This is a genomic window from Vibrio gelatinilyticus, assembly GCF_022836845.1.
GTDB classification, from domain to species: Bacteria; Pseudomonadota; Gammaproteobacteria; order Enterobacterales; family Vibrionaceae; genus Vibrio; species Vibrio gelatinilyticus.
This window is the reverse complement of record NZ_JAJNNZ010000004.1, coordinates 295,768-319,260: the sequence shown is the minus strand read 5'-3', so window position 1 is coordinate 319,260 and position 23,493 is coordinate 295,768. Positions and strand designations below refer to the sequence as shown.

At 44.2% G+C, this 23,493-nt stretch carries 17 protein-coding genes and 1 riboswitch; of the genes, 8 read left to right on the top strand and 9 right to left on the bottom strand.

Annotated elements, in window-relative coordinates; all coding sequences use genetic code 11:
• Nucleotides 1-49: 49 nt before the first annotated feature.
• From LNL84_RS07475 to LNL84_RS07465, 3 genes are all read right to left on the bottom strand, one after another.
• Nucleotides 50-2,860 (bottom strand): Hsp70 family protein, encoded by a 2,811-nt coding sequence (locus LNL84_RS07475; protein WP_244356438.1) that lies wholly within the window; start codon nt 2,858-2,860, stop codon nt 50-52.
• Nucleotides 2,861-3,024: 164 nt separating this feature from the next.
• Entirely contained in the window at nt 3,025-4,863 is a 1,839-nt protein-coding gene (locus LNL84_RS07470; protein ID WP_244356436.1) for an Hsp70 family protein, read from the bottom strand.
• Nucleotides 4,863-5,495 (bottom strand): DUF2760 domain-containing protein, encoded by a 633-nt coding sequence (locus LNL84_RS07465; protein WP_244356435.1) that lies wholly within the window; start codon nt 5,493-5,495, stop codon nt 4,863-4,865. Before LNL84_RS07465 ends, LNL84_RS07470 begins: the two co-directional genes overlap by 1 nt.
• Before the next feature lie 350 nt (nt 5,496-5,845).
• Between LNL84_RS07465 and LNL84_RS07460 the strand changes: the two genes are divergently transcribed.
• A complete protein-coding gene (locus LNL84_RS07460) occupies nt 5,846-7,381 on the top strand; it encodes a sensor domain-containing diguanylate cyclase (RefSeq protein ID WP_244356433.1) in 1,536 nt (511 codons plus the stop codon).
• Between the two features lie 88 nt (nt 7,382-7,469).
• A complete protein-coding gene (locus LNL84_RS07455) occupies nt 7,470-8,000 on the top strand; it encodes a 3'-5' exonuclease (RefSeq protein WP_244356431.1) in 531 nt (176 codons plus the stop codon).
• 63 nt (nt 8,001-8,063) lie between these two features.
• Here the strand turns inward: LNL84_RS07455 and LNL84_RS07450 are convergent, their stop codons facing one another.
• From LNL84_RS07450 to LNL84_RS07440, 3 genes are all read right to left on the bottom strand, one after another.
• The gene (locus LNL84_RS07450) at nt 8,064-8,510 is read right to left on the bottom strand and encodes a tellurite resistance TerB family protein (protein ID WP_244356430.1); all 447 of its coding nucleotides are present in this window, start codon (nt 8,508-8,510) and stop codon (nt 8,064-8,066) included.
• 138 nt (nt 8,511-8,648) lie between these two features.
• Nucleotides 8,649-10,562: an alkaline phosphatase D family protein gene (locus LNL84_RS07445; protein ID WP_244356429.1), complete on the bottom strand. Its 1,914-nt coding sequence runs from the start codon at nt 10,560-10,562 to the stop codon at nt 8,649-8,651.
• 14 nt (nt 10,563-10,576) lie between these two features.
• Complete coding sequence (locus LNL84_RS07440; protein ID WP_244356427.1) at nt 10,577-10,960, bottom strand: VC1380 family protein; 384 nt, start codon at nt 10,958-10,960, stop codon at nt 10,577-10,579.
• A gap of 296 nt (nt 10,961-11,256) precedes the next feature.
• On the opposite strand from LNL84_RS07440, the gene LNL84_RS07435 reads away from it, so the two are divergent.
• The 3 genes from LNL84_RS07435 to LNL84_RS07425 all read left to right on the top strand — a co-directional run bounded on the left by LNL84_RS07435 (nt 11,257) and on the right by LNL84_RS07425 (nt 17,238).
• Nucleotides 11,257-12,516, top strand: a complete 1,260-nt coding sequence (locus LNL84_RS07435; protein WP_425244293.1) for a MipA/OmpV family protein — start codon at nt 11,257-11,259, stop codon at nt 12,514-12,516.
• A gap of 115 nt (nt 12,517-12,631) precedes the next feature.
• Nucleotides 12,632-16,564: an ATP-dependent RNA helicase HrpA gene (gene hrpA, locus LNL84_RS07430; protein ID WP_279610967.1), complete on the top strand. Its 3,933-nt coding sequence runs from the start codon at nt 12,632-12,634 to the stop codon at nt 16,562-16,564.
• Nucleotides 16,565-16,716: 152 nt separating this feature from the next.
• Nucleotides 16,717-17,238, top strand: a complete 522-nt coding sequence (locus tag LNL84_RS07425) for an outer membrane beta-barrel protein (protein WP_244356423.1) — start codon at nt 16,717-16,719, stop codon at nt 17,236-17,238.
• A gap of 67 nt (nt 17,239-17,305) precedes the next feature.
• Here the strand turns inward: LNL84_RS07425 and LNL84_RS07420 are convergent, their stop codons facing one another.
• Nucleotides 17,306-17,986, bottom strand: coding sequence for an SDR family oxidoreductase (locus LNL84_RS07420; protein ID WP_244356421.1), 681 nt, complete (start codon nt 17,984-17,986; stop codon nt 17,306-17,308).
• Nucleotides 17,987-18,213: 227 nt separating this feature from the next.
• Nucleotides 18,214-19,698 (bottom strand): carboxypeptidase M32, encoded by a 1,485-nt coding sequence (locus tag LNL84_RS07415; protein ID WP_244356419.1) that lies wholly within the window; start codon nt 19,696-19,698, stop codon nt 18,214-18,216.
• A 155-nt stretch (nt 19,699-19,853) separates the two neighbouring features.
• On the opposite strand from LNL84_RS07415, the gene LNL84_RS07410 reads away from it, so the two are divergent.
• Complete coding sequence (locus LNL84_RS07410) at nt 19,854-20,492, top strand: LysE family translocator (RefSeq protein ID WP_244356418.1); 639 nt, start codon at nt 19,854-19,856, stop codon at nt 20,490-20,492.
• Nucleotides 20,493-20,524: 32 nt separating this feature from the next.
• On the opposite strand, the gene LNL84_RS07405 is transcribed toward LNL84_RS07410, so the two are convergent.
• Entirely contained in the window at nt 20,525-21,895 is a 1,371-nt protein-coding gene (locus tag LNL84_RS07405; protein ID WP_244356417.1) for an alanine/glycine:cation symporter family protein, read from the bottom strand.
• A gap of 124 nt (nt 21,896-22,019) precedes the next feature.
• A riboswitch (glycine riboswitch) is annotated at nt 22,020-22,118 on the bottom strand.
• 367 nt (nt 22,119-22,485) lie between these two features.
• On the opposite strand from LNL84_RS07405, the gene LNL84_RS07400 reads away from it, so the two are divergent.
• Together LNL84_RS07400 and LNL84_RS07395 are read left to right on the top strand one after the other, a co-directional pair.
• A complete protein-coding gene (locus LNL84_RS07400; RefSeq protein WP_244356415.1) occupies nt 22,486-22,644 on the top strand; it encodes a hypothetical protein in 159 nt (52 codons plus the stop codon).
• Between the two features lie 30 nt (nt 22,645-22,674).
• Nucleotides 22,675-23,418: a chromosome partitioning protein ParA gene (locus LNL84_RS07395; RefSeq protein WP_244356413.1), complete on the top strand. Its 744-nt coding sequence runs from the start codon at nt 22,675-22,677 to the stop codon at nt 23,416-23,418.
• Nucleotides 23,419-23,493: the final 75 nt, after the last annotated feature.

Below are 23,493 nucleotides of genomic sequence, written 5' to 3'. Positions count from 1 at the left end.
CAAGCGGGCCTAGCTATGATTCATGGCTAGGCCCGTTAAAAAATACTCTCTAATGGCTTTGGATAAGCGTTAGCCCACTTGGTAGTGCATCACCAAAGACACGTTGTTGCTCGTTTTCAGAAAGATCTTTAACGGTCTCCACCAGTTCAACCCAACCAGCAGGAACCTTGGCTTGCTTTAATTTTTCGATGACTTTTGATCGACTATCGTCACTGACATCGAGAGTTCTGTCACCCGTTTTTCTGCACATTAGCACGCAAGCAAACGCAATCATGTTTTCTTTGCTCCAATCTTGTTCGAGCAGTTTTGGCAGCCACTGTTCTACTTGCTCTCTGGGGATCACGTTATGCTGTGAGCCATAGAGTGGGGTACGTGAACTCAGTCGACCTAATGCCCACCAGTGCGCCTGATTAAATTGAGTCTGGTTGAGCCCTTTGCTGAGAAACCAACTTGCCAGTAAGGTTTTGTCTTCTTGGTGTAGGTTTTCAAGGCTGGCTGAAAGCCGGACCATAGCTTCATAACCTTTGTCCTTAGCGGCTTGTTGAGATTTAGGGTTCTTCATCGCACCAGGATGAAGATATTTGGCAATGTCGGCTAATATCGTCTCTTGTTGCTCTTGATTTAAGCCGCCCGAAATTCTGCGCCAAAACACCCACCAATCACTCCAGCCCTGATGGTTTTGAAATTGAATGGATTGTTGGTAAAGCGGCCAAATCTGCTCCATTCGCCAAGAATCCGTAGCATCGCCAAAACCCGGACGCATGCAATAACCGGTTAACCTCAGCCAATTTTTCTCGTGTTGCTCAGAGCGTCTGCGGCGTTTACGACCAAGACTCAAGGTGTCTAGTAGGCTTCTGAGTGTATGAAAATCCCAGCTTTCTTTTTTGCCTAGTTTTCGTTCAAGATCTTTATTTAACGTTTTGATCTCTTTTGTATCGGCACTGTTCTTATTGCCGCTGTACAATCTGCTGACAAGCGACTGGCAAGCATCTAACCCTGGGTGCACCTGATGCTCTTTTTCGGACTCAGCTTGTTTTCGTACCTCGAATTCAAGTTGCCATCGTTGCTGTTCATCTTCAACGCTGACGCATTCAATTTTCAGTGTTCCAACTTCGGTTAACTGGCAGGCTAATTGTACTTCGACACGTTCTTTTTGATTTACGTTTAGCTCTGCATCACTGCCTTGTAACGTTGATATATAAGGAGGCAGTGGGGAAAATTGGTCAGGATCAATCTCTACCAGTAAGCCGTTTTGTGCTTTTTGGTGTTGCCCAAAAAAATCATGAGTAGAGGTCAAAAGGTTGAAGCGAACAGGCTCTCCTAAGGTTAGTGAGAACCTTCGACCTGATAGTCGAATTTCTTGTCCTTCATCGGTTCCTTTCGCTAATAAACATAATGCCTTTCCCTGTTTGTTCTTTTCCTGCAGGTGTAGGAAATAGGATCTTGCACTACCACCACCAATTTTGAGCTGGGCTCCGCGTCTTGCCTTAGCGAATGCAACCGCGCCAAGAGCCACGGACCAATCGGGGTGGGGGTTGCTTAGCAACGAAATAGGCCCTTGCTTCCACTGCTCTATGGTTTTTACTACTCGATTGGTGATTAATGGGCTGTTGAACACTCCACCATTAAGCAATAAGCCTACGGGCACAGCATTAGGGTTTGACTGCTGAGCGCCGCCCAATGCTTCTGTAGAAACTTCCTGATGTAAGTTGAGAAATTCAGCCACATGTTTGCTTACCGCAGGATCAGAAACATAAGGCAGGCCAAACTCGACAACAGCGCTTCGCTTTTTGTCGGGAAGATGGTGGTATTCAGTGCGAGGGAAGAAACCATCGAGGGCAATTTGATGGACTTCGTGCTTTGTTAACGCAATGCTTTTAGTCCCACCAATTAATCGAGAGCCACTACCTAACATAGTGATTTTCATTTCATCAGGAGCAGAATCTGACAATAGCGTTTCTTTGGCTTTGCGAGTTTGCTGAATGAGTTTTGTCAAAGAAGCGGCGGTCAGTTTCTTATTTTGACCAAAGCGCTGTTCTGCAAGGTGTGCCAAAGCTAAGTCGAGATTATCACCACCCAACATAAGGTGTTCACCCACACCAATTCGGTTAAGGCTCAAATCATCGCCGTCCAACTTTGCCTCAATCAGACTAAGATCGGTAGTACCACCACCCACATCGCAAACCAACATAAGGGGGACTTGTGCCAACTCTTGATTGGCAGTGTCTTTATGGCGAGCGTACCAGTCATAACAAACAGCCTGAGGTTCTTCTAATAAGTGAACCTTTGGCAGACCTGCTAACTTGGCCGCTTTTAATGTTAATTTACGGGCGGTTTCGTCAAAGGATGCCGGTACGGTGATAACGACGTCTTGATCTTCGAGCTTATTGTAGTGGTGCCTGTGGTTCCAGGCCTGACGAATGTGATTGAGGTAACTTGCACTTGCGATGACGGGCGAGACTTTATCGACATCCGCAGTGCCAGCCCACGGGAGAATATCTGATTCTCTATCCACGCCTTGATGAGATAGCCAACTTTTGGCACTGGACACTTGTCGTCCTTCGACTTTCGCTCCGAGCTCTCGGGCCCATTCACCAATGATAACTTGCTTATTATCTCCGCTAACGGTGCTGGACTCCCAAGGCAGCGTGAGATCAGAATCTGCGACTTGTCCCTTGGCAGGGTGATAGCGAAAGGATGGCAGTAGCGGTTTACGGACAACTTCGCCTGGGCCAACGAGTTGGTCGATGGCAAACAGCTCGACCGGAGAGTTTGAAAGATCGTCCTGGATTTCACAAAAGGCAACGACTGTATTGGTTGTACCTAAATCGATGCCAACAAGATATTGAGAGGATGCCATAACATGCTCCATTATGAGATGGACTAAATATCAGCCCTACAAGGGTGACAGTGTCACCTTCGGGTTCGGTGATTATTGAGAGAGTTGTCTATTAAACTAGACCGTACTAAGAGGTTATGCTTACAAAATAATAACGGCACCGAAGTGCCGTTATTCATGAAAGCTTACCCGTCGTCACGAACATCGAATTCAACGTGCCATTTCTGACCATTGTCAGATGCTATGGCCTCAAGGTATAAAGTGCCGAGTTCCGTCACTCTTGACGCTAACGTTACAGGGACTACCTCGCCAATATTACGGCCTTCCGAAACCGGCAAGGTCACTTGAATTTCTGGCAATTCTTCGAGCTCCTCTGGCTGCCAGTAATCTAAGTGTAGGCCTGCAGCATCTTCGCGACGAGTGGTTGAACCGAAGAATTGAAAGTGGACGGGTTGTCCTATCACTAAGCCAAACTCTTGGCTTGGTACATCAACATGACTACCTTCTTCCATTCCGAATGGCGCTACGCATAATGCTTCCATTGGCGGTGCCATTCCAGGAATAGCAGGCATCGCACTTTCGATACCTATGTAGTAGCTTGACGCAATACCGCCGCGTATTCTCACGCCTTGACCATGTCTAACCGCGCCATAGTATGCAGCACCGCTGGCAACAGCGAGATCCAAGTTGAGACCGGATAGCTGCTGAGCCTTCTCTGAATTTGCCGTTTCTAACCAGTTATTGATTGTGGCCATCAAGCGATTAGCGAGAAGCTCGGACTTCAATACGCCACCGTTAAACAAGATTGCCGTCGGTTTAACAAAGTCTGTACTTGTCGTCATACCAGGTATGCCAGCAAATACATCTTGAGTGGCGTTACTTTGTCGGCTTAGGAATGACGCGATATGGCGAGTAATTGCGGCATCTTGAGCGTAAGGTAAACCCATTTGCGTTAATGCACCGCGAGCGCGCTGTACAGGGTGCTCATTAATCGATACCTGCGGGAAGAAACCGTCTACCAGTGTTTGTTGCACTTCCTGTTGTGTTAATTCTGTTTTTAGTGTCGCGCCAAGTAATTTGGAGCTTCGGCTTGGCACAACGATTGGAATCGATGGCAATTCAGAATCGTTAAGAAGTGATTCTTTTGCATCGCGACAGGCGTGCGTAATTGCTTGGATCTGCCAAGGTTGAAGCTCTTTACCCTCTTGAGCAAGCTTCATCTTTAAGCGATAAGCTAACGCTAAATCCATATTGTCGCCACCAAGTAAGATATGTTCACCTACAGCAACACGATTGAGGTTTAGGTTACCGTCTTCTTCGGTGACAGCAACTAAAGATAAGTCGGTTGTACCGCCGCCTACATCGACGACAAGAACCACATCACCGACATTGACTTCGTTACGCCAAGCATCCTGACTATTGTCGATCCAACTGTATAGAGCCGCTTGCGGTTCCTCTAAAAGCGTTAGGTGAACAAGGCCAACGTTTCTTGCCGCTTCAGCCGTTAAATCACGAGCCGCAGGGTCGAAAGAAGCAGGGACGGTTAGTGTCACGTCTTGTTCATTCAGTGGTGCATCTGGGTGCATGTGATTCCATGCATCTTTAAGATGTTCCAAATACAGCTCTGTTGCGCGAAGGGGAGAGACTTTGTCTACTTCTTCTGAGCTGCCTTGTGGAAGAAAGGCGTCTCTGCGATTAACACCAGAATGGCAAAGCCAGGATTTAGCGCTAGCAACGAGTCTAATCGGTGTTTTTGAACCGAGGTTACGAGCAATAGCTCCGACTAAGGCTTTAGGTTGCTCAGTCCATGGTAAGGTTCTAGCGCCTTGCCCCAGCTCATGTTCATGAGGCTGATACAAAAATGAGCCTAGTTGATTTAGGTTTTCAACCGTGCCCGGTGCGGTCAACTGTGGGATTTCGACCACTTTTACTTGGGCGTCTTCATTTTGAGTGTCGATGTAGGACATAACACAGTGAGTTGTGCCTAAATCAATACCAACACTGTATTTAACTTGTTGTTCCATTAAAGTTCAACCTCGGCAGGCGCAATGATAGAAGCATCGTAGTGCTCAGACGTTTTCGGTAACGTAACACTGTCGGCTTTCCAGCCTTTGTGAACCAATGTACCGTGAAACGGCGCGCTGCCCGTCACGTTGCCCGTTAAGCGAATAGATTGAGGATTAAATCCTTCTTCTATTGTCACACGTGTTTCTTCTTGCTCATTACGAATAGCAGATAATTGAATATAGTCATCGATGACTTTTTTACCACCAGAATGAACAACGCGCGCTGCAGCGCCCACTTCGTCATCGGAGAAATCGGTAAGATCTTCTTTTAGGAAATCAATCATGCGAGCTTCTTGCTGCAGTAGAGAAAGTAATTGCATCGCAGAATCTGTGGTTGCAGTAGCAAGCTTTGATTCAACCTCAACAATTCTTTCGACTACTTTTTCAACTTCAACGACCTTCTCAACCTCGACGATTTTTTCGACTGGTTTTTCTACTTCGACGATCTTCTCAACAGGCTTCTCAACCACTTTTTCTATCACTTTGCTTTTACGTGAAACAGCGATGGCGAGTAGCAAGACGCTCGATGCAGCGAGACCTGCATGAAGCATGTCGAAAGTGTCTGGAATAACATTAATATCGAAGTTCATAGTGAATTCTCAAATAGTCAATAGTTTGTACTTAATTTTGGAGTGAAGTCTAACATATTCAAGTTAACTAGCGCGACGCTTTATCTGAAATGTCATTTTTTGGTGAGTATTTAGGTCAATTTGCGACCAATTGTTTCACTTCTGGAACTAAAATGGTGATCCTACAAGCTATTCTCTCAATGAGTGATTTGTATTTGAGCTATTTTCTGTATTATTTTAATAAGTCATTCAATAATAGGCGCTTATATTTTGAATGACGTGGTTAGGAAATCATAATTAATTAAGGGCTTAAGTTGGGTAGGAAATAGGTACAAAGAGACCGACTACTTGACAGGGATGTACAACACCATATGAATACGAGCACACCATTTGAGGGTAAAGGGGTGCGGCGCTATGCAGCGGTTGCATTCATTTTTGGGTTAGTCTTAACTTTATTAGTCACTCATTTTGTATACACAGGGCAAAAAGACTTAGCGGAATCTAACTTTGAGTTTATGGCAAAAAATCAGGCCGAAAACATCAAAGAACTGGTGATGCTTGACGTCAGCTTCATCGGCGCCGGTGCAAGTTTTTATCATGCTACTGAACCCCCCGCTTGGGACAATTTCTCTACTTTTGCGAGAGCAATTTTAGACGACACGAAAAGTCTGCTCGCGTTGCAGTGGATGAAAAAAGTGTACCCTGAGCAGATAGAATCACACATTATGCGCGTTCGAGGCCGCTTTCCCAACTACCAAATATACACGGTCCCCAAAGGTCAACCTTTGGTAGAAGGCTACATTTTGGAAAATGACGAACCTATTTTTGTAGCGAGTGATATCTACCCTGTCAACGAAACTAACTTAAGAGCATTAGGTTATTACTCTTCGCGTGAACGGGTTCGCCGAGTTATTGAATCGACAATTAAAACTGGGCAGCCGAGCTTGTCTGATAAGATTCGTCTTTTGCAAGATGGGTTTGATCGCAGCTTACCTAAACAAGGCATGCTCGTTTACCACCCGGTGTTTGAAGTTGGCCAGAATAAGCTACGTGGAGTGGTTATTGGCGTTATTAGGACCACGGTGTATTTTGAGCAGGTTGTGACGCGTACCTCGATCGGTAAAGAAATCGGGATCCAAGTTAGAGATTTGGGATTTGATGCAGAAGATGATCCAATTCTATATCGAAACGAAGCTTGGGAAAGGCTAGAAGGTGAAAGTTTAGCAGAAGTGATTACCTTGTATGATAGACAGTGGAGTATAGAGTTTAAACGCGACACTAGCATGAGCACTGCTGACCAGGTCTCTTTAATTGTGGTGTTTTCATGTGGATTGATCATTTCTACTCTTGCGGCTTATATTGTCTTAATTATGTTTCGTGAACAGCGCCGACTCGCCATGCTAGTATCGCGCAGAACCAAAGATCTACAGTATTTGGTTGAGCGTGATCCATTAACTGAAGTGTATAACCGAAGAGCGTTCAATCGACTTGCGGGGCACCACATTTCTTGTAATAAATCATTTTCTCTAATCATAATAGACGTCGATAATTTCAAACTCATCAACGATAAGTATGGACATGTCGTAGGGGACGAAATCTTAAAGCAGGTTGCAGTCTATATTCGCGAACAACTGTATCCCGATGATTTGCTGTTCCGCCTTGGGGGGGACGAGTTTGCAGTAATTAGTCGTTCTGTTGATAAGCAACTATTGAGTGAATATTTAAACAAAGTTTGTGTTGAGATGACAAAGATAAGCTGGAATAGTATCGACCCTAACTTCGTATGTAGTTTAAGTATTGGCGCTTCGGTTTTCCAGGGAGAAAGTCTGGAAGTATTAATGAATAGGGCTGATGAACTGCTTTATATGAGTAAAAAGAAGGGGCGAAATATTGCAAGTGTTGCTTGATTTTATAGCGATTGAAACCCTAACTGTCGAGGTTTGGCGCTTTATAAGATACAATTCGACAGTTTGTTCAACTAATACCTAAGTTTCTATGAATTACAATCGTGTTGTCTGCTTTGATCTTGAAATGTGTTGCTGGAATGTCGACGGCGTTGGTACAACCGGTGAGATAATAGAAGTCGGATTGGCCGAAATTGATCTTGTTAAGCAAGAGATTGTTAAACGTGCTCAGTATTATGTGAAACCCGAGCGCGATGAAGTATCATTATTTTGTGCCGAGCTTACGGGTATTACACCTCGAAAAGTAGAGAAACAGGGCCGACCTTTGGCTGCTGTTCTACAGTCTATGGTCAAGAACTTCGGTGGTAAGAATAAGATCTATGCTTCTTGGGGCAGGGATGATCTTATTTTACTGAACGAGTGCCAGGATAAAGGCATTGAAGCCCCGTTTGGTGAATTCATAAACTTGGCTACTTTGTATCGTATGCAAAATCGTTTGAAAGACAAACGAATCGGGCATCGAGCAGCGCAAGAAAGTAAAGGCATCGAGTGGGAAGGGCGACAGCATTCAGGCTATGTAGATGCTTACAACTTGGCTAAACTCGCTTTGGCTATGCTATAACCCAACTACTATAAAGCCCCATTATGGGGCTTTATAGTAGTTGGGTTTAGGACTTTTCTTTAACTAGGACTGCGTAACCTGAAGCTTGGCTCGTATGAAATCGCTATGATCGACATAAAGTAATTCTGAGACTTTACGAATAACGGAGTCCTCTAACGGGTCGATATCGCCATCAGCATGTGCGACCTGCCACATCCCTTTGATTAGCTCAAAACGTGTTTCACGGGATAGGTTTCTAAGGCTTGATGTAAAATCATACAATGAAGCCGACTCTTTTACTTTTTGTTGTGCTTGAGCAAGTAATGCTTTTGCTTCAGCTTCACCGACGTCTATTAGCCTTTGAATCAAAATGAGCTTCGCTTGGTATTCTTTTTCTCCTACCGAATAATCGGCTTTAGAGACTTCACACAGTAAAGCGGCAATAGCAAGATTGGTATTTTCTTGGCTGTTTTGGGCAAGATCTTTGCCTTCTAAAAGTTCTTTAAATAAAGAGGTCAGGGTATTCAACATAACAAACCCATTTGTCGACAATCGTACTTAATAAATAGGGCTTTCGGTATCAAAACTCAAGGGCGGCAACAAATCCATCAACCTCAAACTACCGATCTTCATCGGTTCATTGTCGCCTTAAAATCTACAATGTAGAACTTATCTTGAAGGGAATTTTACCTGACTCCCGTCAGAGAACAGTAGACTTATGGTATTGGGTTTACCATCGCTATCAAGTTGCAACTCACCGATAGCACTATGATTTACCAGCCGATTATGCTGAGAAGGTTGTGGTTTGCGCTTGGTGATTTTCAGTTTACTTCGCTTTGTAAACCAGTTGAGCGGTGACCGAGGTGTATATAACCATTTATCAAGAGTGTCACAGATTTTAAGTAGCGGCTCTGGAAATTGGTTTTTTAATCCACTGCACGTGATTTGATAGATATTAGGACTCGATTTGCGATAACGAAGTTTTATGTCATAAGCAAAAGAGTAGTGCACATCTCCTGATAAAATCACGAAGTTATCCGGTGTTTGGGTGTGGGTGAAAATCGATAATAGCGTATTGGCACTACCGGGATGCGCCATCCAGTTTTCAGCATCAATCACTAATGGATATCCTGCTTTGGTCATCACTCTTTGGAGTGCTTCTATGAACTTAACGCCGAACATAGGGGCTGGGGATATGACGATAACAGCGTCTTGCCCAATCAATTCTTGCTGGAACTCGACAAGCGCTTCCCAATCCATTAAACCTGAGGGCTTATTCATATTCGATTCTGAGCGCCAGCGACGAGTTCGGGTGTCAAGTATCACCATTTTTGGCGTTGTGTCCAAGCTATAATGCCAGCCTTCAAAGCGAATCAGTTGAGTGATGAAGCTATTATGCGCCTCTTGGTTAAATTGGCCAGCCACTAGATCGTTAAACGTACCTTTAAACTGCTGACCTATCACAGTAGGATTATTTCCCCACCCCTGACACAACATATAAGCCATCAAGCCGTTACCGATGATGCGATTGGCAAAAGGGTGATTGTGTGCAGCTTGCTCCCAACCAACCGTTAGATTCCAGTCATCCGTAATATCATGGTCATCAAAGATCATATAGGTAGGGATGTGTGCCAGGAGCCTTTGAACTTGTGGTAAGCCTTCGACAAATTTGGTTAAGTGAGACTTTTCCTTCATCCAAATGTCACGGTGTGCCTGTGATAGTGAGTGTCCATTGATGCAGAAACCACTTTTTTCTACACGTTCTAAATCAATACACTTCCACAACGTTGGTGACCAGACCAACAAATACATAGCGAAAAACTCGGAGAAGGTAATTAGATGGTTATCGCAGTCTTTAGAACTGAATATTGGAGCGTGGTGAGCATCGAATAGTTTACTTAGCCACCTGGAATGGTCTTGATAGATGGGGAGCAGTTTTTGACGGCCGTAAAGATGATGACGATGTGAGTAGAGTTGTTCACAACGTTCAAAAGGAGCACCGTTAAAGTGTTCTTTTGGTAAGTCCAATAATGTGATGACTTGAGAAATCGCATCGAGCATAGGGCCTGCGACATGATCTGCGTATATTTGATCGCCACTAAGCATCAGCAGATCGGGGCGTTCTGGGAGATCTTGCAACGCTACCTTGTTGTCTGCTGCAACGAGGCTATCGTCACTAAAGTGATGCGGGTTACGACAAGAGCCATGCATAATGTAGTCAGCGTTTTGGCTTACTTTGCAACTCAAGTTAGTTTCAACTTTATAGTACAAATGATCAGGAAGCAGTGACTTGTTGTTCGTGTCATCTATGATGTTGTAGCTAAAATGATGTCCCAAAGTTTGTTCTAGAGGGTAATGGGCAAGCAGTATCCAGCAATGCTGACTGACTTGAACTAAATGCTCTTTGGTAATTAGAAAATCTTTGGCTTGAACAGGTTTGTCGGAATTTTCTTGGGAAATCCGAATGACACAATGAGAAATATCTTTTGACACGACGGCCCAAAATGATATCTCGCCGGGTAAGGTGCGACGAAGAATAGGGCCAGCAAGCAAAGTAGGAAGAGAGGGTTTACTATCAGTCATTTGGCGTTGCGCCTCTAGTCTGGGCTGTCACAGTTCATTTCGTCTAGAGGAGTTTGCGACATATCGTGTAGAAATTCAACAAAGTCTGAACTACTCATTTCATGGCCAACCAAAAAGAATGCCAGAAGGGCGTCAAGCGTTTTTTCGTTATCTGTTTGATTATGGAGCACTTCTGATAGCCTTAATCTCAGCAAATCCATTTCATGCTCGACAAACCCGCGAGCCTCAGTACCGTGCTCAAGTTCATCTGGGGCGTTATCAAACGTCAAAAAGAGAAGGTTGTCGTTCAATTTTGCGTTGATCAGGTGCTCAGGTAACCATTCTTCACCGGTTACCACTTCAACATTTGTATCGTTAGAAATACTTTTTAATGTGTTTTTTAGTTCTGATACTTTCACGATCAATAGAAATAAGGGAAACTATACGGAAAAATACTCTCGACAATTTGGGACGAGAATATAATAATCACAGCTTCGTGACAAAGAAGCTAATAATAACAATACTATACCATCCATGCCACGCTAGGTAGGGGTGGCTTTGCTCTTTTACAATAATGTGGAATATCAGTTCCAATTCTGCCGCCAAGATTTAAAAAAGCCGAATAAAAGTCTCAGTTGGAGAAAAAACTAGAATGTTCAAAAACAGTCACCGTCATTTTGCCGCTTTAGGTGTTACTTTGTGTTCGTTTAGCCCGATGGCAAATGCAGCACAGGAAGCTGAATGGGGTATTGCAGCGGTTTGGCGTACAGCTAGCATTCCCTTTGAAACAAACAGCGAGGATACAACGGTTAGCACGTTTATTCCGATGATGTTTTTCAAAAATGACTATGTGTTTCTTGATGGTACTATGGCTGGTGCCCATCTTTACAAAACGGATGACAAAAAAATTGAATTTAATGCGATAACTCGCATGCGTCACATTGACGTACCAAAAGAGGAGCAAAACGCACTCGGTGGAGATACCGCCGACTATGGTGTTCAAGTTCGTTACAACATCGATGACACCTGGCATTTCGATTCAGAATTGATGACCGACACCGACTACCGTAAGCACGCGAATTTTAGACTTCAAGGTATGCTTGATTTTGGTGACCTGGAGCTACGTCCTAATGTGACTCTGCGTTACAAAGATGACAGCTTTAATTCACATTACTATGGCTCTTATGGCAGCAATCCCCAGGATATTAATGGTGCGTTTGATGCATCGTTGGGTGTTGATGCGCGTTATCACCTAGTGTCAAACTTATACCTTTTAGGGGCGACCAATATTAGAGCGTTGGACAACGCAGCGTATCAATCCGCGGCAGTAAAAGATCGCTATGAGGGTGAAGTCTTTGTTGGTTTTGGCTTTTTTAATGAAAAGCCTAAATCGAAATCTGCGCCGCGCCGAGAAATCGGCAACACTCCGTATGTGCGTGTTGCACACGGTTGGGCATCACCGTCGGACATGGGTGATATCTTGACCTTTAAAGGCAAGCGCGATCCTTATGACAATCAGGTTTCCTCGATTTTCTATGGTCATCCATTAACAGATGAGCTATTTGGTTTACCACTAGATATTTATCTGAGCCCCGGCATTGCGCACCATTACAAATCAGAGGTCCAAGATGCGGGTACTGAATTTGTGGCGCTAATCAAAGCGTATTATGAATTTACTTGGCCTGTGCAAATGCGTCTTGGTGTGGGTAATGGTCTTTCTTATATCGACAACATTACTTACATTGAACAACAAGAGCTTGATAATAAAGAGAAAAGACCAAGTCATCTGATGAACTACATAGACATATCTTATGATATCAACATAGGTTCACTGTTCCGTCAGGACGATCTAAAAGAATTATGGTTAGGTTACTCTCTGCATCACCGCAGTGCTATTTTTGAGGCGTCTTCACAGTTTGGTCGAATCAAAGGTGGTAGTAACTACAGTACTGTTTATCTGCAATATCATTTCTAGTTAGGTTATAAGCTAACAATAAGCTCCGTTAGGGTTTCCCTGCGGAGCTTTTTTTGTTTTAGCTGTGATACAATCGCGCCAGTTTTGATATGGATAAATTGAAGTAGGAACTGTTTTGACTTCCTCCAAACACGATAATAAAAATCACGACCAGAAACCGTCAAACACGGGGAATACGGTCGCTTCTCTTCGCAAGGCCGTCAATGACTGCATGATTCGTGATCGCTTCCGTCTTACCAAGCGGATCTTTGGCGCAAATAAAATTAAGAACCCAGAAGCGAAGGCCGCTGTCTTTGACGAGATCGCCGTTGATATCGCTCAGTCTATGATGACGGTTCAGCAACGAATGGCTCAAACCCCAAAATTAGAATATCCAGACTTGCTGCCGGTCAGTCAAAAGAAAGACGACATTGCTAATGCGATTGCCAATAACCAGGTGGTGATTGTCGCTGGTGAAACCGGTTCAGGGAAAACCACTCAATTACCCAAAATTTGTGCTGAGCTAGGTCGTGGTAAACACGGCTTGATAGGCCATACTCAACCGCGCCGATTGGCAGCTCGTTCGGTCGCAAATCGCATCGCTGAGGAAATGGAATCGAAGCTTGGTGAGTTTGTTGGCTACAAAGTTCGATTTAACGATCAGATCTCTGAAAATACTCAGATAAAGCTGATGACAGACGGTATTCTGCTGGCTGAAATTCAACACGATCGCTTTTTAAATCAGTACGACACCATCATTATCGATGAAGCGCACGAACGCAGTTTAAATATCGATTTCATCATGGGCTATCTGCGTGAACTATTGCCAAAGCGACCAGATCTGAAGGTGATTATCACTTCGGCAACCATCGATCCAGAGCGCTTCTCTCAACATTTTAATAACGCCCCGATCATTGAAGTCTCTGGTCGCACCTATCCGGTCGAAACTCGATATCGACCATTAACGGGTGATGACGATGTGGATCGCGATCAGCTTGAAGGTATTTTCGAAGCTGTTGATGAGCTGTGTGATGAAGGGTTGGGCGACATCCTCATCTTTATGAATGGTGAGCGTGAAATCCGTGACACCGCTGATGCTTTAAGCAAGCGGAACCTAAGAGATACTGAAATCGTCCCCTTGTACGCGAGACTGTCTGCGGGTGAGCAAAACAAAATTTTTCAGCCCCATGCTGGGCGACGCATCGTTCTAGCGACCAACGTTGCCGAAACGTCGTTAACAGTACCGGGTATCAAATATGTCATTGATCCAGGCACTGCTCGGATTAGCCGATACAGTTACCGAACTAAAGTTCAGAGGCTTCCAATAGAGGCCGTATCTCAAGCAAGTGCCAATCAGCGTAAAGGCCGATGTGGACGTGTCGAAGAAGGTATCTGTATTCGTTTATATTCAGAAGACGACTTCCTGTCTCGTCCTGAATTTACCGATCCTGAGATTCTACGTACTAACTTAGCCTCGGTTATTTTGCAAATGACCTCGTTGGGGCTTGGTGATATAGAAGCCTTCCCGTTTGTAGAGGCCCCCGATAGACGCAATATTCAAGATGGTGTTCGCCTGCTTGAGGAGTTGGGTGCTTTTAATGACAAAGCCACAGACCCTAAGAAACGTCTGACGACAATTGGTCGCAAGCTCGCTAAACTTCCGATAGACCCGAGATTGGCACGGATGGTGATAGAAGCGCCTAGGATGGGGTGCTTAAAAGAGATCATGGTCATTGCCTCTGCATTATCGATTCAGGATCCGCGAGAGAGACCATCAGATAAGCAACAATCGTCAGACGATAAGCATCGAAGATTCTTCCATGAGGAATCTGACTTCATGACATTTGTGAATTTATGGGACTATCTACAAAAGCAGCAAAAATCGCTGAGTAGCAATCAATTTCGTAAGCAATGTAAGCAAGATTACCTTAACTATTTGCGAGTTCGCGAGTGGCAAGATGTCTATTTCCAAATCCATCAAGCGATGCGTGAAATGGATGAGAAGCTCAACCAAGAAGCTGCGAATTACCAGTCTATTCACACGGCATTGTTAGTCGGTTTGCTGTCACACATTGGTGTTAAAGACCAGGAGAAGAACGAATACCAAGGTGCAAGAAATGCACGTTTTCATATTTTCCCAGGCTCGGGACTTTTCAAGAAGCAGCCAAAGTGGATTATTTCAGCTGAGTTGGTTGAAACCTCAAAGCTATGGGGGCGTATTGTCGCTAAGATCCAACCTGACTGGATCGAGCCACTGGCTAAACATCTCATTAAGCGTAGTTACAGCGAACCGCATTGGTCTAAAAAGCGTGCTGCGGTAGTGGCTCATGAGAAAGTGATGCTTTACGGTGTGCCGATCGTTCCAAAACGTTTGGTTGATTATGGCTCGATTGACGCGGTCGTTAGCCGCGAAATATTTTTGCGCAGCGCACTGGTGGAGGGAGAGTGGGAGACTAAGCACGCCTTCTTTAAGCAAAACCGCAAGCTATTGGCAGAGGTTGAAGAGTTAGAACACAAATCACGTCGTAGAGACATCTTGGTTGATGATGACGAACTGTTTGATTTTTATGACCAACGTGTTGCAACCAATGTTGTGTCTGGGCGTCATTTTGATACATGGTGGAAAAAAGCCAGTAAAGAAAACAAAGAGTTACTCAATTTTGAAAAAGAGATGCTCTTTAAAGGTGATGCTAGCCATGTTACTGAACTCGACTACCCTAACTTCTGGCACCAGGATGGCTTTAAGTTAAAGTTGAGTTATCAATTTGAACCTGGAGAAAATAGTGATGGTGTTACCGTGCACGTGCCACTACCCATTCTCAATCAGATAGAGCCTTATGGCTTTGATTGGCAAATCCCCGGCTTACGTCATGAGTTGGTCGTTAGCTTAATCAAGTCGTTACCCAAAACGGTGCGCAAGAATTTTGTACCGGCACCAAACTATGCCGATGCATTTCTATCCAGAGCAACCCCTTTAGAGGCACCGCTGCTTGATTCATTAGAAAAAGAACTACGCCGAATGACAGGGGTCGAAGTGCTTCGTGAGGAGTGGAATCTCGCTCAAGTGCCTGATCATCTTAAAGTGACTTTTAGAGCTGTTGATCATCGACACAGAAAGTTGAAAGAACATGCAGACTTGTATGAACTAAAAGAAAGTTTAAAAGATAAGGTTCAGGAAACGTTGTCTAAAGTGGCAGACGATGACATTGAACAGCAAGGCTTACATACGTGGAGTTTTGGTGAGCTTCCTAAGGTCTATCAACAAAAACGTGGTGGCTTTGAAGTTAAAGCTTATCCGGCCATTGTGGATAATAAAGACAGCGTAGAGATAAAGCTATTTGAAACGGAGCAAGAGCAAGAACAGGCGATGCGTGAAGGTCAGCGCCGTCTGTTGTTACTCAATGTCCCTTCGCCTATCAAGTATCTGCATTCGAACTTGCCCAATAAATCAAAGTTAGGCCTGTATTTTAACCCGTATGGTAAGGTTCTCGATCTGATTGATGACTGCATTGCTTGTGGTATTGATAAGCTGATTGAACAGAAAGGCGGAGTAGCATGGGACGCAGAGCAGTTTGAATCCACCAAAGAGTTCATCCGAGCGGAGCTGGGGGATACGGTTGTCGATATTGCGCAGCAAGTTGAAACAATATTGACCACCGCTTTTAGTATCAATAAGAAGTTGAAAGGGCGTGTCGATTTGTCGATGGCTTTTGCATTGTCAGATATTAAAGCTCAAGTCGAAGGGTTGATTTTCAAAGGTTTTGCAACTGAGTGCGGTTGGAAACGATTACCCGATATCCTAAGGTATATGCGTGCTATTGAACGCAGAATGGAGAAGTTACCCATCGATCCTAACCGTGACCGACTGCATATGTTAAAAATTGAATCGGTCACACAAGATTACAAAGAACTGTTAAATAAAATTCCCAAAGGGATGCGGGTTCCTGATAATGTCAAAGAGGTTCGCTGGATGATTGAAGAGCTACGTGTCAGTTTTTTCGCACAGCAACTTGGGACACCCTATCCGGTATCTGATAAGCGTGTAAAAAATGCAATTGATGCATGTTAAGTCGTCGAAATACGCGATCTAACACGTTGAGATATAAATTTTTTCTTATTTTAATACTTATCGATTTTGTGTCGATTAGAGATTGTGATATATAAGCTTGGCAGTGGCTTACTCGTGGATTGCGCTGCCTATTTTTGACAAGAAGGTTAAACATGAAAAAAACACTTTTGGCGTTAGCGCTAGTTGGAGCATCTACATCGGCGTTTGCAGACGCTTGGCTATATGGTGGTGTATCAGTGGGTCGTGCGGACTACAACAATAACAGTGACACGCCGATGTCTTTCCATGTCGGCACGGGAATCTTACCTATCATTGGAGTTGAAGGTGGCTACTGGAAGCACGGCAACTTTGATATGAACAACGGAACTGCAAACGGTTATGCCGAGACAGGTTCTTGGTATGGAGCGCTAAAGCCAAGTATCGATATTGGCCCAATTCAGTTGTACGCGAAAGGTGGTATCCACCACTATACAGCGTCATACAAAGATGGTCTCGCAAGTGAAGGTGATTCTACCGGCACTGATCTAATGTACGGTGTGGGTGCTGAGTACTTTGTCACAGATATGCTTTCTATCGGTGCGAGCTGGCAGACTTTCAATGGCGTTAAGACGAAGTTCTCAGATGATAAGAACATTGAGAGCTTTACACTAAACGCGACTATTCACATTTTCTAAAAGACATGTGATGAAAAAAGCGACCTCTGGTCGCTTTTTTTGTGTGCGAAAATCAGAGAGTGGACTGTTATTCTAACTCAACGGGTGGGCGGAATGTCATTTCATGCATGACCACATCACTAGGCAGGTTTAACAAAGCGTGAATGGTTTTCGCAACGCTTTCGGGTTGCATATATTCAGGCCTATCTGCTTGTCTAAATTTAGTATCGGTACCGCCTGGAAACAGTGTGGTGACCTTAATACCATGGGGCTGTGCTTCCTTCATCAAAATGCCACTAAAGCCGGCTAAGCCTTGTTTCATCGCGGTGTATACACTCATCGTAGGATTAGCACGTTTTGCCACTGTACTGGAGATATTCATAATGTATCCAGATTGGCGTGGTTTCATGACTTTTAATGCTTCTCTACATAGTAAGGCTGGCGCACGAAGGTTGACCGCATACTGCTGGTCAAATTCTTCTAAGGTGAACTCTTCAATGGCACATTTACGCGAGTTCATACCTGCATTATTTATTAAAACGTCAACTTGTCCCAACATGGACTCTGCAAAGGTGAAAAGCGCAATGACTTGCTGGGGGTCAATAAGATCAGCTTGATAAATGGCGCACCCCGTTTTCGCCTTGAGAGCATTTAGCTGTTCAATATTTCGGCCTGACGCTAATACAGTGTATCCATTTTTAACGAGTTCTTGCGTAAGAGCGAAACCAATGCCACTGGTTGCGCCAGTGATTAAGATATTTTTGTACATACTGAAACCTATGAATTTACTGAAACCTATGAATTAAGACACGATGACTCTGGATTAAAGCGGCTGTGTATTGAGAAACTGAATTAATAGTACCAAATTTTAGTCGTGAATCTGCTCCCCGAAGGGTCGATATTTACGTTCTGAGAGGCTAGTTAGTCACGAAGAAAGACGAACTCGCCGTTGAACTAGCGGTCCGTCTTTTTTTGCTTGATTGTTTTCAGGAAGGTCTAAGGCAGGTAGCGGCTTCTTAAGTGATCTTGGAAATACTTAGCATTTAAAGTGTCACCCGTTGCTTGTTTTACGAGCTCATCGGTTGTGAGTAAGCTGCCTTTACTCCAGATGTTTTCGGAAAGCCAGGTAAAGATTGGGGTTAAATCACCGGATTCAATAGCACCTTCGACATCAACTGTTTGTGTCATGGCTGCCTTAAATTGAGCGGCGTACATGGCACCAAGCGTATAGCTAGGGAAGTAGCCAAACGCGCCGTCGGTCCAGTGAATATCCTGCATGCAACCATTTTTAAAATTACCTTGAGTAGATAAACCAAGGTATTGCTGCATTTTTTGATCCCACAGTTCTGGTACATCAGTGTGTTTGATGTCTCCATTAATAAGATCACGTTCAATTTCATAACGTAGGATGACATGAGCAGGGTAAGTCAGTTCATCGGCATCGACACGGATGAAGTCTTTTGCTACTCGAGTGTAGAGCTTTTGGAAGTTATTAAAGTGAAATAACGCAGGATCGTGGTCAGTGAATTGTTGACCTGCAAGGTGAGAAAGATGAGCAATAAACGCATCGCTTCTGCCCACCTGCATTTCAAAGAATAGTGATTGAGATTCGTGTATCCCCATCGAGCGAGCTTCGCCAGCGGGCATACCTGCAAGAGATTTCGGCAAGCCTTGCTCATAACGTGCATGTCCTGTCTCATGAACAATACCCATTAATGATTGGATAAACTCATTTTCATCATAGCGCGTGGTAATACGAACATCTGAAGGCACACCGCCACAAAAAGGATGAACACTTTCATCCAAGCGGCCATGATGAAAGTCGAACTTGAGTAATGACATCACTTTAAGACCGAGAGCTTTTTGTTGTTCTGTTCTAAAAGTGCCAGTAGGAGAGAGAAACTGATCGTCTTTTTGAGTGTCGATGACCTCATCAATCAATGTTGGTAACCATGTTTTTACATTGGAGAATAGTTTGTCAAGAGAATGTGAGCTGGTGCCAGGCTCATAGATATCGAGCATGGCATCGTAGGCTGATAGCCCTGTTGCTTGAGCTCGGATTTGAGCCTCCTCTTGTGACAATGTCACTACCTCTGCCCAGTTTTTCTCGAAACCAATCCAGTCATTTTCTCCTCGCTGGGTTCGCCATGCGTGCTCGCATTTAGAGCCCGCTAGTGATTTGGCTTGTACTAAGTCCTCTGGCAGTACGGTGGCTAAATTCCACTGACGTGTCATTTCGCGCAGGCTAGCGTGCTGTTCTGCGTTTAACTCTTGTTGCTTGGCGCGATCGAATAATTCACCGAGTACAGGTGACGTTGCCAACCTGTGGATGTGCAGTGAAAGCTCGGCCATTGCTTCAGAACGTGCCTGATTGCCGCCTGCGGGCATCATGGATGCTTGATCCCATCCGCTAATGGCTGCTAAGTGATTAAAGTGGGCAATTTTCTGATAGTGTTGGGTGAGTTTCTCAAAAGCGGGCATGTAATTTTCCTTTTATACGTTTGCCGCTCTAGTGTGCCTATCTTCAATGGCTTACTCAAGTTGATTGGAAATAGTGAGCATCATTATTTGAATTGTTCGTTGATTTTAGCGATAGTGCATCGAGTAACGTAATTTAAAGACGATAAGGTCTATCTGTGATTGTTCATTTTGAAGCATTTCTCCTTGCTATCACCATATTAACGCTAACACCGGGATTAGATACGGCCTTGGTGATCCGTAATACATCTCGAAGTGGCGTTGCGGCGGGCAGTGTGACGAGTTTAGGGATCTGCATGGGGCTATTTGTTCATGCAACCTTCTCTGCAATCGGTATTTCTGCTGTATTAATGCAGTCGGCCGAGCTATTTCAAATCGTCAAAGGTGTTGGTGCGCTGTATTTGATTTGGTTAGGGCTATCGAGTTTAAAGGCAATGTTTAAAGGAAATGCTTCTATTGAGCTTACTCAATCAAAGATTCAAAACACCAGTATTAAACGCTCACTTAGAGAAGGCTTTCTTTCTAACATTTTGAATCCAAAAACTGCAGTGTTTTACCTGGCATTTCTGCCGCAGTTTATTGACCCTAATGGCTCACCTTTAATGCAATCACTTCTTATGGCGCTCATACACTTTGTGATAGCTATGATTTGGCAGTGCGGCCTAGCGGCTATGATTGACTCTGCTAAAGCACTGTTAAAAGGTGGTGGGTTTATGCGTAAGATGGAGGGTGTTACGGGGGTTGTTCTGGTTGCGCTCGGTATAAAGCTCCTTTTGGAAGAGCCACCGCAAGCCTAAAAAAGGCTCTCGTAAGAGAGCCTTAGTATTTGTTATTGAGTTAAATTTTCACGTGGCGTCTTTAGTTTGATCTGTGCAAAGTAGTGTTTTGTTTCTTCAATCACAACCTGCCTTAATAGAATCAGACCGATTAAGTTTGGAATCGCCATTAAACCATTCACGATATCTGCAATGATCCAAATCATATCTAAATGCAAGAAAGCACCAGAGGCGACTAAACAAAGAAAAACGACCTTATACGGTAATACGGCTTTTGTGCCCATTAGGAAAACAACGCATCGCTCGCCGTAATAATTCCAGCCAAGAATGGTGGTAAAAGCAAAAAAGATGAGGCCGATAGACACTAACATTGGACCGAGGCTGTCGGCTTGAAGTCCAACGGCAAAGGCATGAGTCGTCATCGCAGCGCCTGCCAGGTCTGTTTGCCATGCTCCCGTTAGGATCAGAGCTAAACCTGTCATGGTACAAATGATGATAGTATCAAAGAAGGTTCCCGTCATTGATACTAGCCCCTGACGAACGCAGCTGTCAGTTCTTGCGGCTGCCGCTGCCATAGGCGCACTTCCCAAACCACTTTCATTTGAGAAAACACCGCGTGCTATGCCCGATTGAATTGCGAGCATAATGCTAGCCCCTAAGAAACCGCCTGTTGCTGCCGTTGGACTAAACGCTGATGTCAATACCAGTTGAACTGCACCTGCCAGTTGATCCACGTTCATTATAATAACGCTCAAGCAACCAACAACATAGAGCAGAGCCATTGTTGGTACGACTTTACCGGCAACTCTCGCTATAGATTGAATTCCACCTAATGTGACAAAGGCGACAAGCACGGTCAGTATCGATGCCGAAATTTCTCTGGATACACCAAATGAGATTTCAGATGCATCGAGGATTGCATTAACTTGCGGAAATGTACCAATACCAAAGCAGGCAACGCCAAGAGCAAAAACGGCAAACATAATGGCTAAGAATCGCGAGCCAACCCCGTCTTGCAGGTAATACATCGGACCGCCCAACATTTGACCGTTGTCATCCACCTTACGGTATTTGACTGCGAGTAAACATTCGGCATATTTTGTCGCCATCCCAAAAAGAGCGGCAAGCCACATCCAAAATAAGGCACCTGGACCGCCGAGTTTAATTGCAGTCGCGACACCAACAATATTACCAGTACCTATGGTTGCTGATAGTGCAGTGCACAAAGCGGCGAAGCTTGAAACATCACCTTGGCCGGATTTATCACGAGTAAAAACAAGTTTTAGTGCTGTTGGCAAATAGCGAAATTGGATCAGACCCAATTTAAAAGTGAAGTAAGCACCTGTACCCACGAGTAAAATGAGTAACGGTGGGCCCCAGACAAAGCTGTCGATGGCTTGTAGTGTTGTTTGAAGATCGTTCATGATTTCCCCTTAATAAGACATATATTTAAGGAGAAGAGAGAAAGGGCAGTAAACGTAAGGGGCCCTATAAGAATAAGGGGCATCCATATCGGTTACTACGCAAATAGAGCGTTATAATGTGGCTTTTCTCTCCTCTGTCCTTTTGCCTGAGAGTTTCACCTTGCGATATGCATGGCTTGCTCCTTCGGCGACCGATTTAACGGTTCTCTCCAGAGGTTCCTCCAACTACAGTCCTCACTTTATTTAAAGTTAATTTGCCACTTAGCAATGTAACCTTCGAATAAAGAACCTGAAAGATTTACTTCTTCGGTGGGTAATGCTGCCAATATGTTAAGTATTGGTAAATTACCGCTCTCCTGCAGTCTTCACTGGAACAAATATCTATCTAAGATATTCTGTGATGGCAATGCTATCGTATTTAAAAAGCGATGTCATGAAGAAAAATGAAATTTAACTTATTGAAATTGCGCCAACTGCAAGCTCATTTGTTATATTTAGACATGCTTCTGACTTACATCGTTTTGCTGTCCGGTAAACTTAGCGGCCGCAGGTAGATGGTGTTTAAAATGCTCGTCGTTTGGGAGAGACTTATGACACGCTTGATTACTATTGCGTTTCTTATTGCTTTGGCGGTTTTTTTGTTTCGATATCGAACCAACGAAAAGGTTCAAAAAGGGGTTGTAGTCACAGCTTTAGGTGCGGCAGCCATCTATGTGGCCACGTTAGTGATTTCAGAGTTGATACGATAATTTGTGCCTGATGGGCGAAGGGGAACAAGGGTGAACAAAAACACTGTCAACGATACGACAAGTGAAGACGAAGTTGTTGTTATTGAGCAGCGTGACAAACGCGCTAGATTGTATATTGCAATTGCTGCGGTACTGGGACTGGCAGCTGGTGGATTAGTGGGTAGTGCAGTCACAGAGCAGCAATGGCAGGCCAAGTTCGAACAACTAAATGGCCAATACTCACAACTGGCGGATCAGTCACAATCACTGCAAGCTAATTCTGATGAACGTGTCATTCAAGCTCAGGAACAGCATAGACTAAAGTTACGCATAGCACTTGAGAAGTCAGCATCAGATTACGAACTAAAACTTGATGAGCTTCAAGCAAAAAACGACAAGCTAAATCACGAGATTAAGGTGCTCGAAGGTAAGATCGCTTCGCAAAAAGTAACCATAGCGAGTGAAGAAAGCCGAAATACTCAGCTGGTACGTAAAACCGATATTCAAGCATCACTTTTTGAGCAGTCACAAGAGCTATTTAAACGTGAAGCTGAGTTAAAAGCTGAAGTTGCGATCCTTGAACAAGAAAAGAGCCAGTTGTCACAAGATCAAAATAGATTAAAAAGAGACTGTGACCTTTTCTTAGACGGGACATCATGGGATGCTAAATCGGATTCGTGTGACCGATATGATGCGACCTCTTCTCGATTAAGCCAGATTGATCAGTTATTAAAAGTTCATAATATGGATTTGAATCATATTAAGACGTTAAAAAGTGAACTAGGGATCCAATAGGATAATCAGTGTGTAAGGCCGCTGCAGTTTCTTGCAACGGCTTTGTCGAATGCTATATTTCACGCCACGCCACGC